The 15,472-nt window shown below is 61.3% G+C and carries 8 protein-coding genes and 3 pseudogenes; 2 read left to right on the plus strand and 9 right to left on the minus strand.

The window, feature by feature from the left end; genetic code table 11:
- Window positions 1–381: 381 nt before the first annotated feature.
- The 3 genes and pseudogenes from HAP54_RS25205 to HAP54_RS25215 form a co-directional block, all read right to left on the minus strand.
- Window positions 382–1,677, minus strand: a complete 1,296-nt coding sequence (locus HAP54_RS25205) for an IS5 family transposase (protein ID WP_166308357.1) — start codon at window positions 1,675–1,677, stop codon at window positions 382–384.
- A 107-nt stretch (window positions 1,678–1,784) separates the two neighbouring features.
- Window positions 1,785–2,913: pseudogene (locus tag HAP54_RS25210) on the minus strand (IS3-like element ISRj2 family transposase).
- A 493-nt stretch (window positions 2,914–3,406) separates the two neighbouring features.
- Window positions 3,407–4,741: an IS1182 family transposase gene (locus HAP54_RS25215; protein ID WP_166202952.1), complete on the minus strand. Its 1,335-nt coding sequence runs from the start codon at window positions 4,739–4,741 to the stop codon at window positions 3,407–3,409.
- A 182-nt stretch (window positions 4,742–4,923) separates the two neighbouring features.
- Between HAP54_RS25215 and HAP54_RS25220 the strand changes: the two are divergent.
- A pseudogene (locus HAP54_RS25220) lies at window positions 4,924–6,135 on the plus strand (IS1380-like element ISBdi2 family transposase); the annotation flags it as partial.
- A gap of 79 nt (window positions 6,136–6,214) precedes the next feature.
- On the opposite strand, the gene HAP54_RS25225 reads toward HAP54_RS25220, so the two are convergent.
- Complete coding sequence (locus HAP54_RS25225) at window positions 6,215–11,131, minus strand: Ulp1 family isopeptidase (RefSeq protein WP_224741795.1); 4,917 nt, start codon at window positions 11,129–11,131, stop codon at window positions 6,215–6,217.
- Window positions 11,132–11,404: 273 nt separating this feature from the next.
- Here HAP54_RS25225 and HAP54_RS25230 point away from each other — a divergent pair.
- Window positions 11,405–11,586, plus strand: a pseudogene (locus HAP54_RS25230) (transposase); the annotation flags it as partial.
- Between the two features lie 169 nt (window positions 11,587–11,755).
- On the opposite strand, the gene HAP54_RS25235 reads toward HAP54_RS25230, so the two are convergent.
- The 5 genes from HAP54_RS25235 to HAP54_RS25255 form a co-directional block, all read right to left on the minus strand.
- Entirely contained in the window at window positions 11,756–12,709 is a 954-nt protein-coding gene (locus HAP54_RS25235) for an IS110 family transposase (protein ID WP_166297397.1), read from the minus strand.
- A 535-nt stretch (window positions 12,710–13,244) separates the two neighbouring features.
- Window positions 13,245–13,754, minus strand: a complete 510-nt coding sequence (locus HAP54_RS25240; RefSeq protein WP_166304646.1) for a hypothetical protein — start codon at window positions 13,752–13,754, stop codon at window positions 13,245–13,247.
- Window positions 13,751–14,161, minus strand: coding sequence for a helix-turn-helix domain-containing protein (locus HAP54_RS25245; protein ID WP_166304649.1), 411 nt, complete (start codon window positions 14,159–14,161; stop codon window positions 13,751–13,753). The genes HAP54_RS25240 and HAP54_RS25245 overlap by 4 nt, the downstream gene beginning before the upstream one ends.
- A complete protein-coding gene (locus HAP54_RS25250) occupies window positions 14,161–14,475 on the minus strand; it encodes a hypothetical protein (RefSeq protein ID WP_166304652.1) in 315 nt (104 codons plus the stop codon). Before HAP54_RS25250 ends, HAP54_RS25245 begins: the two co-directional genes overlap by 1 nt.
- A 49-nt stretch (window positions 14,476–14,524) precedes the next feature.
- On the minus strand, window positions 14,525–15,190 hold the full coding sequence (locus HAP54_RS25255) for a hypothetical protein (protein ID WP_166304654.1): 666 nt from the start codon (window positions 15,188–15,190) through the stop codon (window positions 14,525–14,527).
- Window positions 15,191–15,472: the final 282 nt, after the last annotated feature.

A 15,472-nucleotide genomic window follows, 5' to 3' on the forward strand; every position in this document is an offset into this window, starting at 1 on the left:
TTGTTGAACGCATCGCTCTTGCAACTTGTTCGCTTGCCTCGGCAACAAATGCGGAGAGAGTACGTTGTGTGGCACCCCTCTCCCTAACCCTCCCCCGCAAGGGGGGAGGGAACCCTTCCGCCGGTGCCTCCCTTACGCGCCAATCACTGAGTTGCCCGACGGCGCAAGCCCCCGCAACAAAAATATTTCTATTTATCAGAACACCCAACTCGGTGTATGGTTCGCCCGTCTCACCCGATTGAGGGGCGCTGCGCATCGTCACGGGTGTTGTGGTGAGATGCGGTGGACGCTGATGTCACAACTGACGAACGTGACTGAACGCGGACGGTGAAGTCGTGTGGGCCTGTTGTCCAGAGCCCTTTGCGAATAAATAGTCGTCGGTTAAGAAGCCGATTTGAGTACAGCCAGGAAGAGGTACCAAAGAGCCCTTAGCCAGGCGAGGATGCGGCGGAAGTTGTAACCGACGGCGGAGAGGATGACGTTGGCGGCATCGCCGGCGCGGCCTTTGAGGTAGCAGCGGCCGAGGTGTCCGTCAGCCTTCAAATGGCCGATCACGGGCTCGATAGCGGAGCGGCGCCGCAGCTGGCGCTTGATAGTGCCGAAGACGCCGCGCTTCTGGCCGGAGATGAAGACGCGGCGCGGGTTCTGTGCGTCATGGCCGCGGTATCCCTTGTCGACAAAGGCGCGCTCGATCGCGCAGCCGGTGAGTGTCTCGGTTCGGTCGATGACGTCCCGCAGGGTGTGACCGTCGTAAGGGTTATCGGGCAGCGCCTTGGCGTGCAGCACGAACTGGCCGCCGGGAGCAGGCCGGTTGTTGGTGACGATGGAAGCCTTCACGCCGAACTCGTAAGGCGCGCTGGCCTTGCCCTTGCCGATGCACTCCACCTCGGGGGCATGGAAGGAATACAGCTTCCAGCCGCGCTGGCGCTGCTGCTGCGAGCGGATCTGCGTGGCCCGGCTCAACGGGAGTGCGAACGCCTCTTCGAGCGCATCCTGGCCTTCGATCTTGCGGCGGATGTCGCGGATGATCCGGCCCAGGCGGCTGCGCAGGATGCGCAACTGCCGCTGGTGCCGCTTGAACTGTTTGGCATGGGCGTAGCGTCCCGCCATCATCGCGGTGGCCTTGGCGATCCGAGAATAGGATTGCCGCAGCCGCACTCCGTGCTTCCTCGCTAGGCGGTTGAGCCCCTGGATCGCCGCATGCAGCAGCTTGGCATCGGTCGGAAAGGTGATGGCCTTCGGCTGCACCGTGGTGTCGACCGTGACCCGCTCAAGGTCCTTGCCGCGTAACGCGCCGACGTCGTGCGCCACCCGCAGGCTCTCGGCCAATAGCAGTTCCAGTCTGTCGCCGAGCCGCTTGCGCCAATGGCTCAGGTCCGAGCGCTCGTGCGGGAATGCGTGCTGGAAGAACTCTTCGCCAGTGAAGTACTGGAAATACGGGTCGTGGACCCAGCGTTCGCATCCCCCCTCATCGGACAGCCCGTAAATGTGCTTGAGCAACAACAGCCCGATCACGAAGCGGGTCTCAATCCCCGGCCGGCCGTTCTCGCTGTAGAGCGGCGCGATCTCGCCGTCGATCCAGTCCCAATCGATCTTGCCGGTGAGCCGGACCAGCTCGTGCTTCAGATTGATGATCTGAGAGCTGGCGCCGGTTGTTTGGACAGCGCCCCGCGGGATTTAAGTGGATTCCTGCCGGGTTATGCTGAACGCGGGGCCTTACGATTTTGTCGTTGCGTCGGGAGGGCGTAGCCCGACCAGAGCGACGACAAAATCGTCGGCGACGGTCATGCGGCCATCACCATAGCTTGCGTGCCGAAGTAAGCCTCGTCGGGCGTGCGCCCGTCAAGGCTCGAGTGAGGGCGTCCCTGATTGTAGAAGGCCAGATACTTGGCAATTGACGCTCGCGCCTCGGACACGCTGTCGTAGGCGCGGAGATAAACTTCTTCGTATTTGACCGTGCGCCAGAGCCGCTCGACAAACACGTTGTCGCGCCAGGCGCCCTTGCCGTCCATGCTGATGGCGATCTTCGCGTCCAGCAGCACATCGGTGAACTCGAGGCTGGTGAACTGGCTGCCCTGGTCCGTGTTGAAAATCTCGGGCCTGCCGTGCTTCGCCAACGCCTCCTGGACCGCTTCGACGCAGAAGGCCGCCTCCATTGTGATCGAGACGCGATGGGCCAGGACCCGTCGGCTGAACACATCGACGACCGCCGCGAGATAGACGAAGCCACGCCGCATCGGAATGTAGGTGATGTCCATTGCCCACGCCTGGTCGGGCCGCTCGATCTTCAATCCGCGCAACAGGTACGGGTAGATCTTGTGACCCGGTGCCGGCTTACTCGTGTTCGGGCGACGATAGACCGCCTCGATCCCCATGCGCTTCATCAGCGTCGCGATGTGGCGGCGACCGGCGTATACGCCCTCCCGCCGCAGCAACGATCGCTGCATACGCGCTCCCGCGAAGGGATAATCGAGATGCAGCTCATCGAGCCGACGCATCAAGGCAAGGTCCTCGGCCGAAACTGGCCGAGGTTCATAGTAGACCGTGCTGCGAGCCAGCTTCAGGACCTTCGCCTGGCGCACGATAGAAAGATCATGACCGCGGTCGATCATCGCTTTGCGCTCAGCAGGCCCGCCTTGGTGAGCGCGCCGGACAAAAAATCGTTTTCCAACGCCAGCTCGCCGATCTTGGCATGTAACGCCTTCAAATCGACCGGCGTCTCGGCCGACGCCTTGTCATGCCCAAACACGCCGGCGGCGCCTTCCAGGAGCGGTTTTTCCAGATCGTGATCTGGTTCGGATGAACATCAAACAGTTGCGCCAGCTCCGCCAGCGTCTTGTCGCCTTTGACCGCAGCCAAAGCAACCTTCGCCTTGAATGCCGGAGAATGCATCCGGCGGCTCTTCTTCGTCATCTTCGCTCCTGATTCGCGGCAAGAATCCTCGCCGCTGTCAGGCAGAAAATCCACTCAAGCTACTGTCCGAATTTGCGGAGCCAGCTCTCTGGTCGAGCCGCGCCCGGAAAAAATCGTTCGCTCCCGTCGTTTTGTGCTTCTTCGGCCGCATCGTGCCCTCCGATGCGGACAGGGAATCATGCTTCGCCCGTCGAGGGAATCTCGAAAACGAAATTGCAAGCTTCCGATGCACAAAACACCAAAACCTTGCAATCTCAGAACGTCATTCCAGCCAAAATACGATTCCAGATCAGTCGCCTAGAAGCTTCTTAACGGGCGACTAAATAATGTTGGCTTTTCAATGCCTTGGAAAAGCGAAGGACCTGAGCTGGCAGGCTCAGGCCCCGAATAGGCCCCGGCTTAGTATATAAAGGCCCCTGAGCCCCTACGGCCCCGGCCTAGGAGCCCGTCCAGATATGTTTTCGTGACGGGCATTTGTTGTAGAGTAGCAGGCTCAGGCTGCGTTTGCGAGGTTGAACAGCTTGAGGAGGTTATGGACGGTGCAGATCATTGTCCACTCGGCGCGCACTTTCTCGATGCCCCGCAACAGGAACTGGCGGAAGCCTCTTGCCTGTTTGATCTGCCCGAACACCGGCTCCACCACTTGCTTTCGCAATCGGTAGGGTGTTTCGAAGCCGCCATCGTCGATCTTCTTTCGCATGGCCTGTGTCAGCGGGCCGCCGACTTTTCCGTTCGCTACTGTCGGGTGCTTGGCGCGTCCGGGCGCGACATAGCCATCGATGCTGCGTGTGTCGAGCGCTTCGAGATTGGCTTCGCTGCAGTAGCCGGAATCCGCTGAGGCCTGCCGCGGCTTGCGGCCAAGATTGCTCTCGATGGCCTCGATCAGGGGCACCAACTGGCCCTGATCGCTGCCGTGCTGGGTCAGTTCTTGCGCGACAATGATCTGGGCATGTGCATCGACGGCCGCCTGGGCATTATAGGCCTGAACGAAGCCATCCTTCGACTTCATGATGCGGCTTTCCGGATCGGTGAAGTTGCGTTGCGCCTTGGGATTGGGTTCCTCCGATGGCAGCGCCGCCGGTTTGCCCGGCTTCTTGCGGCCTTCGGCCTGGCGCTGCTGTTCCTTTTCGGCCTCGATGCGGCGCTCTTCCTCCGCCGCCAGTTTGGCGTCCGCTTCCAGCGCCGCCATCGCTTGCTGGATCTTCGCCAGCCGTTTCTGCTTGTCGACGGTCCAGTCCGGCAGTTCGTCGCTGTTGCCGAAAGTCTCATCCTCCGAGGCATCCGCCGCCTCGGCGGCCGCCAGCATGCGAGCGACCTCGGCCTTCAATTCCGCCTCGCGCTTCTTCATGCGCTCATAACTCATCGCCTTGTGTTTCGACGCGTTCGCCTTGATCTTCGTACCATCCAGCGCGACATGACCGAGCTTGACCAGCCCGGCCGTCTCGCACAACTTCAGAACCTGCACGAATAGCGCGCCGAGCGCCTTCAAATGTCGCTTGCGAAAGTCGCTGATCGTCCGAAAATCCGGCGCATCCAGCGCCACGATCATCACAAAATCGTTCCGCTCCCGGCAGGCCTTGGCAATCCGACGCGACGAATACAGCCCACTCGCATAGCTATGCAGCAGCAGCGCCACCATCATCCGCGGATCAAACGGCGGCTGCCCAAGCCCGCTCACATAGCTGCCCATGATCTCCCTGAGATCGAGGCTCTCCCGCACCAGATCAACCATAAACCGCGAGACATGGCCTTTCGGCACGAAGTCCTGCACATTCGGCGGCAGAAGCAGCGTCTGATCGATGTTCCAAGGCCGAAAATACTTGCTCATCGCCCAATGTTGAATCAGACCCGACCAGATTTGAACAGCGACTATCCAGACAAGCTCCTAGCCCGTCTTATTCGTCAGAGTGCGCCTGAGAGGCTGGCGAGCGTGGTGTAAAGCGCTGATGCGGCGTAGGATTCGGTTGCAAAGCCAACCCCATCACCTCAACCGCGAACGCCAGGCCCGCCATGACCGATGATACGATTCTGCCCTTCTCGTTTCCAGCCGTTCACGCCAAGAAAGTCACAGCTGCCTTCGATGGCGGTCGGCTGACCTCGAACGGGGGCGTGATGCTTCTGGCGATGGCCGAGCGGCGTCTCGGCTTGGCCGACAATTTGGCCCGGGTGTTCCCGGATCGGCGCGATCCGACGCGGGTCGTGCACAGCCTTGTCGATATGTTCCGCGCGCGCATGTTCGCGATCTGCTGCGGCTACGAGGACGCCGACGACCTCGATCATCTGCGGTCCGATCCCGCATTCAAGCTGGCCTGCGGACGGCTGCCGGACACGGGTCGCGATCTGTGTTCCCAACCGACGCTGTCGCGGCTGGAGAATGCTCCGCGCCTGCGCGACGTGATCCGACTGACCTACACTTTGGTCGACGCATGGATGGATAGCTACCCGCGCGAGCCGGCATCCGTCACGCTCGACATCGATGATACCTGCGATGTCGTCCACGGCCATCAGCAGCTCTCGCTGTTCAACGCTCATTATGACGAACGCTGCTTCCTGCCGATCCACGTCTACGACACGGAGAAGAGCCGGCCCGTGGCGGTCGTGTTGCGGCCCGGCAAGACGCCGGGCGGCGTCGAGGTGCGTGCCCATCTGCGCCGCCTGATACGGCATATCCGGACGCGGTGGCACAACACGCGAATTACGTTCCGTGGCGACGGGCACTATGCCCGGCCGGAGGCAATGGCGTGGTGCGAGACCAACGGCATCGACTACATCTTCGGTCTGTCCGGCACCAAGCCGCTCGCCAGAAAACTCGACGAGGCCGCCGACGACATCCGCACGCGACGCGCCATCGAGAACCTGCCGGTTCTGCGTGGCTATACCGAGACGCGCCACAAGGCCAAGTCCTGGGATCGCGAACGGCGTACCGTCGCCCGTATTGAGGCGACGATGCTCGGCCTCGACATCCGTTTCGTCGTCACCAGCCTCGATGTCGGCTCGGCCGAGTGGATCTACGACAGCCTGTATTGCGCGCGCGGCCAAGCCGAGAATCTGATCAAGCTGCATAAGACACAGCTCGCCTCCGATCGCACCAGCTGCCGTTCGGCGCTCGCCAATCAAGTCCGCCTCGTTCTCCACACCGCCGCTTAATGGCTGATGCTGACCGTGCGCGACGCGATTCCCAAAGCCCGGGAATTGGCCACAGCCGAGTTCGCGACGCTGCGCTGGTTCCGGTCCTTCGTGCTCGGGGGCCCAGGCCGTCGGCGTGAGCCGCTCCAGCCTGAGCTATCCGCCCATGGCGACATCAGCCCCTGAGTCGGTTCTGCAGTGCCTGCCGATTGGCAACGAGGTTGCTGAGGTTCAGCAGGTCTGGCTCCCGTCCTTGCTCCAATTGCCTAACCAGCGCCCGCGTGCCGTCCACCACGAAGACGCCGCAATCATAGCCGTTCCGCTGCCGGGCCATGCCGGCTGGCTCCAGGCGGAGGTCCAGCCGACCTGCGAGATGTTCTGCATCCTTGTGGTTGAGTCCCCCGTAGGAATCGTAGTGATAGGCGACCGGCCGCCCCCGGTCGCGGCGATCAACGAACAGCAGCGACCAATGGTTGCCGAGGCTATTAGGATCTTCAGGAACGGCATTAATCACGGGCAGGAACAGGAAGTCGGCTGTATCGTTACCATTATCGTAGACGATGCGCTGGAATTCGGTTAGCACGACGCCATCGTCGTTAGAGCGCAGATAATTTAGGACGATGAGGGGATTCACGAACCGCGTCCGGGCGGCGAGATCCGGATGGTTCCTCCGCAAATCCAGCTCCTGGAGCCGGTAATCCCTGTCGATATGCTCGTCGCCCAGCCATTCCGTGTCCTCGAGCACCAGCCCGCGGCCGTGGGAGGAGGCTGTCGGACCTAAAGCCCCTATCTGAGCATCAGCGGAGGTGCTCGGAAACGGCCGTACAGAATTAGCATCGTCGCGTGGTTCGGACGGCGTGGGCGCAGTCAGATCAACCAATGGAAAACCACGGTAGGTGTCTGAGCGAGCCCTGGCAGCGGGCGCCGGCGCAAAGTGAGCATCGTCGCGCAATTCGGACGGCGGGGGCGCATCCAGATCAACAAAAGACTCAAGACCGCCGTAGGTGTCTGACGGAGCCCTGCTGGTTGATGGTGAGGCCGGCTCTTGCATCTGCCGCCGCGCCAGCTCCTCGCGCAACCACGCCAAAGCTTCATCATCCGAGAAGGCTGGCGCCGGAGAAAGCCCCTGCGGCGAGCCGGGCTGTCGAACGCCCTGGTGATGACCCGGTACTGGCCCGGCAAACGGCGGCGGAAAGTCAGGCGCCGGGCTCCAAGCATTGTCACGCAACTCGAACGGTGCGGGCGGATTCGGATGAACCGCTGCCTCAAGACCGCCTTCGATGTCTGAAGGAGCCCTGGCAGAGTGCGCTGACGCTGCTTCCAGGATCCGCCACATACTCCAATCAAAGTCGAGCGGCATCTGCGGCGACCAGGTCGAGGTGGACCTGGCAGGTTCCTGCTCTCCAGCTTGGACTATCTCCTGCGCCTGCTCAGGGGGAACCCCGGACCACGGTGGGCCGTCTTCCACCATCAAACGCAGGTCCTGATCGTAACCTTCCGGGAGGACCAATGGCCGACTGACAGCTCCCTGCGGCGCGCTGTGCTGCGCAGCGGCGCCTCCGACGTACGTCGCGACCGCATGCGGCGCCGTGGCATCTTCGTGCCCGCTCGCCTGCATCATCGGCTGCGCCTGCCATGGCGATGCACCCAGTTGATGGGTGGGGGCCGACGTCAGCAGGCGACCGCCTGAATTGGCGATCTCGCTCAGTTGCCGCTCGCTGGCAAGGCCGTGCAGATTGTCTAGGGGCCTCGGCCTCTTCGCTGGCCTCAACTCAGCTGTGTCATGCTCATCGTTGATGAGGACCTCCTCGCTTGGCAGGAGGTTGCTCCTGGCAAGTGCAGCCATCGGCTCGTCCAGGAACTGCTGGCGGTCGTAGCCCCAGTTCAAGGGACGAATGGTCTCTCCGGGATCCGATGACTGGTCATGGCGCGCGGCTGGCTCGAGAGATGACGACGGGCCGGGTTCGTCCATCAGCCCCCAAAGCAAATCCTGATCGTAACCTTCCGGGAGGACCAATGGCTGACTGACAGCTCCCTGCGGCGCGCTGTGCTGCGCAGCGGCGTCGCCGACGCGCCACGGCTCCATCAGTGCCGCGTCTTCGGGATCAGGAACTGGGGAAATATAGCGCTCGAACTCCATCGCTTTAGCGCCGGCCTGCGATTTTCGGAGATCAGCCAGTGCGGCACCGATATGCCGACTACCCCCGGCGTCCTTCCTATAGCGCTTAACATCTTCATCCAACGTGTTGCCGGAAAGCCGAGCAGCAATGCCCGGCTTGCTGCTTTTACGCAGGTAGTCACTGAAACTGCGTAGAGAAACTGCATACTGCCTGCCGGTCCCTGTCGCTGCTTCGTTTTTGTACTCTTCGATGAGAGCCACGTCCTGGGGGTGAGGATTTAGCTCAGCGCGGCCTGTGATCGGCCCGACTCCGCCCGTCGACTGGAAGGTCCGGAGATGGTCTATTGCCGGACGGAGGTTCCTGTTATGACCCTTTTCGATGGCCTCGCGCGCATCATCGGTCAGCGACTGGTCGTCGAGCCGAGCAGCAATCGGATCTTTGTTATTTGCGATGAGCCAGCGGCTGAAGCCGCGAAGAGAATATATATAGCCGTGGGTGGGATTGGCGGCGTTGCCATTGCGGAGGGCCTCCTCAAGCCCCGAAATAAGGCGAGCGTCCTCGGAATAAAGAGGCTCCATGCTCCGCCCTATCAAAACCCCAGCTGACTGAGCCGGCTGCAGCGCCGAGGCGGCCGGCATTGCTCCACCACCTCCATTTGAATTGGCGATCTCGCTCAGCTGCCGCTCGCTGGCAAGGCCGTGCAGATTGTCTAGGGGCCTCGGCCTCTTCGCTGGCCGCAACTCAGCTGTGTCATGCTCATCGTTGATGAGGACCTCCTCGCTTGGCAGGAGGTTGCTCCTGGCAAGTGCACCCATCGGCTCGTCCAGGAACTGCTGGCGGTCGTAGCCCCAGTTCAAGGGACGAATGGTCTCTCCGGGATCCGATGACTGGTCATGGCGCGCGGCTGGCTCGAGAGATGACGACGGGCCGGGTTCGTCCATCAGCTCCCAAAGCAAATCCTGATCGTAGCCTTCTACAGGAAGCACCTCCTCTGGCCGACTGCCCGCGTCCTGCGACGCGCTGTGCTGCGCAGCGGCGCCGCCGACGCGCCACGGCTCCATCAGTGCCGCGTCTTCGGGATCAGGAACGGGAGAAATATGGCGCTCGAACTCCATCGCTTTAGCGCCGGCCTGCGATTTTCGGAGACGAGCCAGTGCGGCACCGATATTCCGATCCCACCCGGCGTCCTTCCTATAGCGCTTAACATCTTCATCCAACGTGTTGCTGGAAAGCCGACCAGCAATGCCCTTCTTGTTGTTTTCACGCAGGTAGCCACTGAAACTGCGTAGAGAAACTGCATACGTCTTGCTGGTCCCTGTCGCTGCTTCGTTTTTGTACTCTTTGATCAGGGCCACGTCCTGAGGGGGAGGATTTAGCTCAGCGCGGCCTGTGATCGGCCCGACTCCGCCCGTCGACTGGAAGGTCCGGAGATGGTCTATTGCCGGACGGAGGTTCCTGTGATGACCCTTTTCGATGGCCTCGCGCGCATCATCGGTCAGCGACTGGTCGTCGAGCCGAGCAGCAATCGGATCTTTGTTATTTGCGAAGAGCCAGCGGCTGAAGCCGCGAAGAGAATATATATAGCCGTGGGTGGGATTGGCGGCGTTGCCCTTGATGAGGACCTTCTCAAGCCCCGAAATAAGGCGAGCGTCCTCGGAATAAAGAGGCTCCATGCTCCGCCCTATCAAAACCCCAGCTGACTGAGCCGGCTGCAGCGCCGAGGCGGCCGGCATTGCTCCACCACCTCCATTTGAATTGGCGATCTCGCTCAGCTGCCGCTCGCTGGCAAGGCCGTGCAGATTGTCTAGGGTCCTCGGCCTCTTCGCTGGCCGCAACTCAGCTGTGTCATGCTCATCGTTGATGAGGACCTCCTCGCTTGGCAGGAGGTTGCTCCTGGCAAGTGCAGCCATCGGCTCGTCCAGGAACTGCTGGCGGTCGTAGCCCCAGTTCAAGGGACGAATGGTCTCTCCGGGATCCGATGACTGGTCATGGCGCGCGGCTGGCTCGATAGATGACGACGGGCCGGGTTCGTCCATCAGCTCCCAAAGCAAATCCTGATCGTAGCCTTCCGGGAGGACCAATGGCCGACTGCCCGCGTCCTGCGACGCGCTGTGCTGCGCAGCGGCGCCGCCGACGCGCCACGGCTCCATCAGGGCCGCGTTTTCGGGATCAAGAACGGGAGAAATATGGCGCTCGAACTCCATCGCTTTAGCGCCGGCCTGCGATTTTCGGAGACGAGCCAGTGCGGCACCGATATTCCGATCCCACCCGGCGTCCTTCCTATAGCGCTTAACATCTTCATCCAACGTGTTGCCGGAAAGCCGACCAGCAATGCCCTTCTTGTTGTTTTCACGCAGGTAGCCACTGAAACTGCGTAGAGAAGCTGCATACGTCTTGCTGGTCCCTGTCGCTGCTTCGTTTTTGTACTCTTTGATGAGAGCCACGTCCTGGGGGTGAGGATTCAGCTCAGCGCGGCCTGTGATCGGCCCGACTCCGCCCGTCGACTGGAAGGTCCGGAGATGGTCTATTGCCGGACGGAGGTTCCTGTGATGACCCTTTTCGATGGCCTCGCGCGCATCATCGGTCAGCGACTGGTCGTCGAGCCGAGCAGCAATCGGATCTTTGTTATTTGCGAAGAGCCAGCGGCTGAAGCCGCGAAGAGAACTTACATAGCTGTAGGCGGTGGGAATGGCGACATTGCCCTTGATGAGGACCTTCTCAAGCCCCGAAATAAGGCGAGCGTCCTCGGAATAAAGAGGCTCCTTGCTCCGCCCTATCAAAACCCCAGCTGACTGAGCCGGCTGCAGCGCCGAGGCGGCCGGCATTGCTCCACCACCTCCACTTGAATTGGCGATCTCGCTCAGTTGCCGCTCAACGGTCGCCGCTTCTGCGGACGGCGCCGCGGGTGAACTCTCTTGCGGGCCCGTGCTGTCCGGCTGTTCACGCACCCACTTGATCGAGGGGAAATCCATCCCTTCTCCCTTTCAAATTATGAACCGAGCCTTCGATCTGACATGCAGGGAATCAGCAACAAACCACCCTTTACAGCCCTCGACAGGCACGCACCGTGAGCATCGGCAGCCGATGTTTTTCCAAGGCGACCAGCCCTGTATGTTTTGTTAAATGGGGAAGCTGTCGAGAACCTGATGACCAACGTGCCGCGCCAAGACAGCATGGTGCATGTGCCTGCGCGCTTCGCCGTCAACAGCCGATAGACCGAAGATCCAGAGACAAAATATTGCTTCTCAATTCCCAAAGTCCGGGAATTGGCCACTGCCGAGTTAGCGACGCTGCGTCTTCGTCTCTTGAAAATCGCCGCCCGTGTCGTCGAGACCACGCGCCCATTCGCCTTGCGTTTGCCGCGGCATGTCCCGAAGCCGACCTGATCCGCGGCTTGCCAGGCGCGCTGCTGCCGCTCGGTCCTTGAGCGGCGGGGCGTCCGCCCCCCCGTTCGCCCAACCCATCCCTCAAGCGCGTTGCAAAGTACGGGTCGTCAGGCGGTGAAAAGCCGAAGGCAATCCCGCGCGCCTCGTCAGAGCAGATGTGCGGCCACATCAATCGGACCCAAAAAAACGCACTCTCACGAATAGCAACCATTAAGTCGCGGACGCCTGTTCGCGCCAAGGCGTTCCGCGCTGGATGACAGTGTTGGCATAGATCAGCAGCTTTCGCGCGCAAGCGATGAGAGCTGCGTTGTGGGCCTTTCCGGCTGCGGTTAGGCGTGTGTAGAGCACAATGAGGGCCTTGTTCCAGCGGAATGCCGCCGGAAGCGCCGCAGCAAACAGCGAACGTCGCAGCCGAGCCCGACCGCCGGCGATGCGCCGTTGGCCTTTATGTTGCCCACTGTCGTTGTCGAAGGGCGCGAGCCCCGCGAGGGCCGCAGCCTCCTCGCGGCTGACACGGCCGAGTTCGGGCATGCGGATCAAGAGCGCGAGTGCGGTGCGTTCGCCGATCCCGGGAATGCTGAGCACGAGGTCAAGGCGGGCAGCGAGATCGCGGTGAGCGCGTAGTTGCCTGGCAAGGTAACGGATCTGGGCGAGCCGCCGTGCCTTCAGCCGGGCAATGTCACCCAGCACCAGGCGTCTCAGCGCGGGCTGATCGATATGCTCCAGCCGGGTCTTGCAGCGCTTGATGTCGTCCTCGATCTGCTCGAGGAAGGTCAGATGTTCGGCCAGCTCCGCCAGGCGCGGATCGGGCGCATCTCTGACCTGCTCGATCGCTGCCGCGCAGGCGGCGATCAACACCGCATCCAGCACATCGTTCTTGGCGCGTCGCAGATGCACCCGGCCGAACGCCTTGACCTGGATCGGCTGCAGCACCAGCACCGTGAAGCCTGCCGCACGCAGGTGTTCGACCGCGCCGCGCTCATAGCCCCCGGTCGCTTCGATACCGATTCGGCTCACGTCAGCCTCGGCCAGTTTGGTCGTCAGAATACGCCATCCCGCCAGTGAGTTGGCGACCTGCCAATGTTCGGTCCGGCCGTGAACCGCAACATCGAGCTTGCTCTTGGACGTATCGATTCCAGCCGTCCTTGTGCTAGTCTGTGTCATCCTCGTCGACCCCGCCTTGTGAAGCGAACCTAACCGTTCCGACAACCATCCGGGTCCGATGAAGGTGCTGGCGCGATCCTGCTACGGGGCAGCCACGAACTGCTCAGGATGGGTGCGATCCGATCGCCAGCGGCCTGTCGCGGTCGCTAACCGCGACAGGCCATTCCTCTCGGAATATGCCGACGATAACCGATCGCGTTATTACAAGGACGGGTTAGCTGGTCCTCTGTCGCAGCGTTCGCTTTTGCGGCCGGCCAGATTTTGAGAGTTCTTCTGCACTCTTTGCTGATTTTAATTTCATGTTGCTACTTTAGGTAAAGAGCCATAATGGCTACTTTGGCGGCAGGGCACAATAGCCCGATTCGCTCACGCCGAGGCCGGACCGTTTGTGGCCATTCCGGCGCGCAGCTAACGCGCGCTTAATTGGACATATCCAAAAGTCTAGACGTGGTGCCTCCAAAGCCAACAAATCGCCCCATAGCGCTCTTTTCAGGAGCCAATGCGCCGATGAGCACCAGGAGGTTCGGAATAGTCGTCATTGCCGCATCCCTCGCGCCGGCAGCACGCCGACCATGCGGCCCTCGGATTGCATCGTGGCGCCGTCTGGCACGAACGGCAGGTCGATGACCATCTGCAGTGGCCCGAGATAGGGCCGCCCGCTCTCGGGTCGAATGATCTTGCGCTGCCCCATGATCTGGCCGCACTCATGGTCCTCGCCCTGCAGCTGGACAATCTCGACGCGGTCGGGATGGTTGGTAAGGCCGTCGCGCATAATCGCCTCTTGCTCGCCCGGTTCAATCATCCGGTCGAGCGTCCACGCCTCGCCGATATAGACGTAGCGCACCACGTCCTTGGCATCGAAGAACGCACGAATCACCACCATGGCAATGTCCTTGCCGAGATAACCCGGATGCTGCTCGATGATGGTCTCGCCGCTGGACGTCACCGCGTGCCACATCGGCGTGATCTCGCCAAACGCAGCAAAGTGGGCCTCGCAAAACTGCGAGGCCCGGTCGAACATTTGGCGAAGCCGCGTCTCGCTCATGCTTCGGCCCCGTAGGCATTGCCGAGCGTCCGCGCCAGCGCGATCACCGCCTTCCGATGCGGCTGGTCGAGCCGCATCATCGCCTCGTTGATATCGAGGCCTTCCTTCGTCGCCATGAAGCTGGCGAGCTTCGACACCGTCGGCGGTCGCTTGCCGTCAACCACATCGCCCATGAAATATGCGATGTCGGTTTCGAGGATGTTGGCGATCTGCTGCAGCCGTCCGGCGCCGATGCGGTTGACGCCCTTCTCGTATTTCTGGACCTGCTGAAAGCTGACGCCGATCTTATCGGCCAGTTCGGATTGGCTGATGTGCATTTCCAGTCGTCGTGCCCGCAGTCGGTTACCGATCATCTTGTCGATGCCGGTCACCATGCGCGGGTGTGGTGGTTGTTTGCGCGCTGCCATTATTGTTTGCTCCTTGAGCTACCGTTTGTGCGCTTCTTTGCTTTCGGCTTTGCTTTCTTTTTCTCTTGCTGCGCCAGCCAATCGGCGGCCACCTTGCGCTCGGACTCGACGTCGATCTCCTTTTTCTTGACGAACTCTTCCTCGTAACCGAGCGAGGTGATCACGGCAGCGATGGTCGCATGCTGCGGCGATCTCGTCGTGCCGTTGAACCAATTGTCGAGCGTCGAAGTCGAGACGCCCGAGATTTCGTGAACGATCTTCAGCTTCTTGATCAAACCCTCGTCCTGTATCAGCGTGCGCATCTTGTCGATCACCGGATTTTTGTCGATGTAGGAGTACGTCCGGTAAGTTCGCAAAAAACCCCTAGCCATTGTGCGCTGCTCCCATCATCTCGATCTTATGTCCCTTCGCCGTCAGCTCGTAGCCGCTGCCGTTCCTCTTGATCAGACCGCCGCGCTTGGCGCGGTCCAGCACACCTGCAACACTCTTCGGCGACATGCCCTTCGCCGCCATGTGCTTGCGCAGATCGGCAGGCGACGCCGGGCCTGCTTCAAGCGCAGCACGCAGCAAGATGTTGCCTGAGCCGGGAGAGGCGCGGCCCGCAGGCCCATGCTTCACATCAGGAGCTGGCAGCGCAGGCACTGCGCCGCCGAGCTGAGCCCGCGCCTGGGCGGTGAGTTGGTGCACGCCCTTATTCGCACCAGCTTCAGCAAGGCCTTTCTTGCGCAGCTGATGCACAGCCCCGTAAGCGCGCGTCTTGTTTCCGCCGAGTGCGGCGCTGATCTCGCTGATGTGCTTCGGCCCCTCCAACAACAGCTTGACGGTGAGCTCCTCAGCGCTCTCGCCGTTGCGAGCCTTCGCAGCTGCTTCCTCTAGCTGCTTCCGTCCAGCTCCTTGACCGCCGTGACCGAGGTCGAGATGCAGGTCTACTATTCCGGGCATGTCATTTAGTTTGCGCAGCACGGGGCCGAGCGCGATCTCTTCTACTTCGAGTCTGATAGGAAACGTTTTAGGCATCGCTTTGATCACCTTTGCGTTGATCAGGTTTCAGGTCGGCGATGTGAGATTGGGGCAGAAGGGTAAAGGCAGCTTGAGATGCCGCACGAGTTGTTCCTCGCCTTTGTCGCACACACTTTTTGCCCAAGGGCGTCTCGTGCTGCCCCAGCGAGAACGAGACCGACCCCAAAGGAGCTGTTAAAATAAGTGACACCGTGCCGGTTGTATAGCGCAGCAGAATATCTTCGGTCGTGGGCGAGTACACACTGCCACCAATGCGTGATTTCAAAAACGAGCCCCGCCGAAGCGGGGCCA

Source organism: Bradyrhizobium sp. 2S1 (genome assembly GCF_011516625.5).
GTDB classification, from domain to species: Bacteria; Pseudomonadota; Alphaproteobacteria; order Rhizobiales; family Xanthobacteraceae; genus Bradyrhizobium; species Bradyrhizobium septentrionale.

What these genes read in the sequence shown, in the direction of transcription:
- HAP54_RS25215 (WP_166202952.1), bottom strand. Translation starts at nt 4,741, where the DNA reads ATGAGCAAGTATTTTCGGCCTTGGAACATCGATCAGACGCTGCTTCTG.
- HAP54_RS25245 (WP_166304649.1), bottom strand. Translation starts at nt 14,161, where the DNA reads ATGGCAGCGCGCAAACAACCACCACACCCGCGCATGGTGACCGGCATC.
- HAP54_RS25225 (WP_224741795.1), bottom strand. Translation starts at nt 11,131, where the DNA reads ATGGATTTCCCCTCGATCAAGTGGGTGCGTGAACAGCCGGACAGCACG.
- HAP54_RS25240 (WP_166304646.1), bottom strand. Translation starts at nt 13,754, where the DNA reads ATGAGCGAGACGCGGCTTCGCCAAATGTTCGACCGGGCCTCGCAGTTT.
- HAP54_RS25235 (WP_166297397.1), bottom strand. Translation starts at nt 12,709, where the DNA reads ATGACACAGACTAGCACAAGGACGGCTGGAATCGATACGTCCAAGAGC.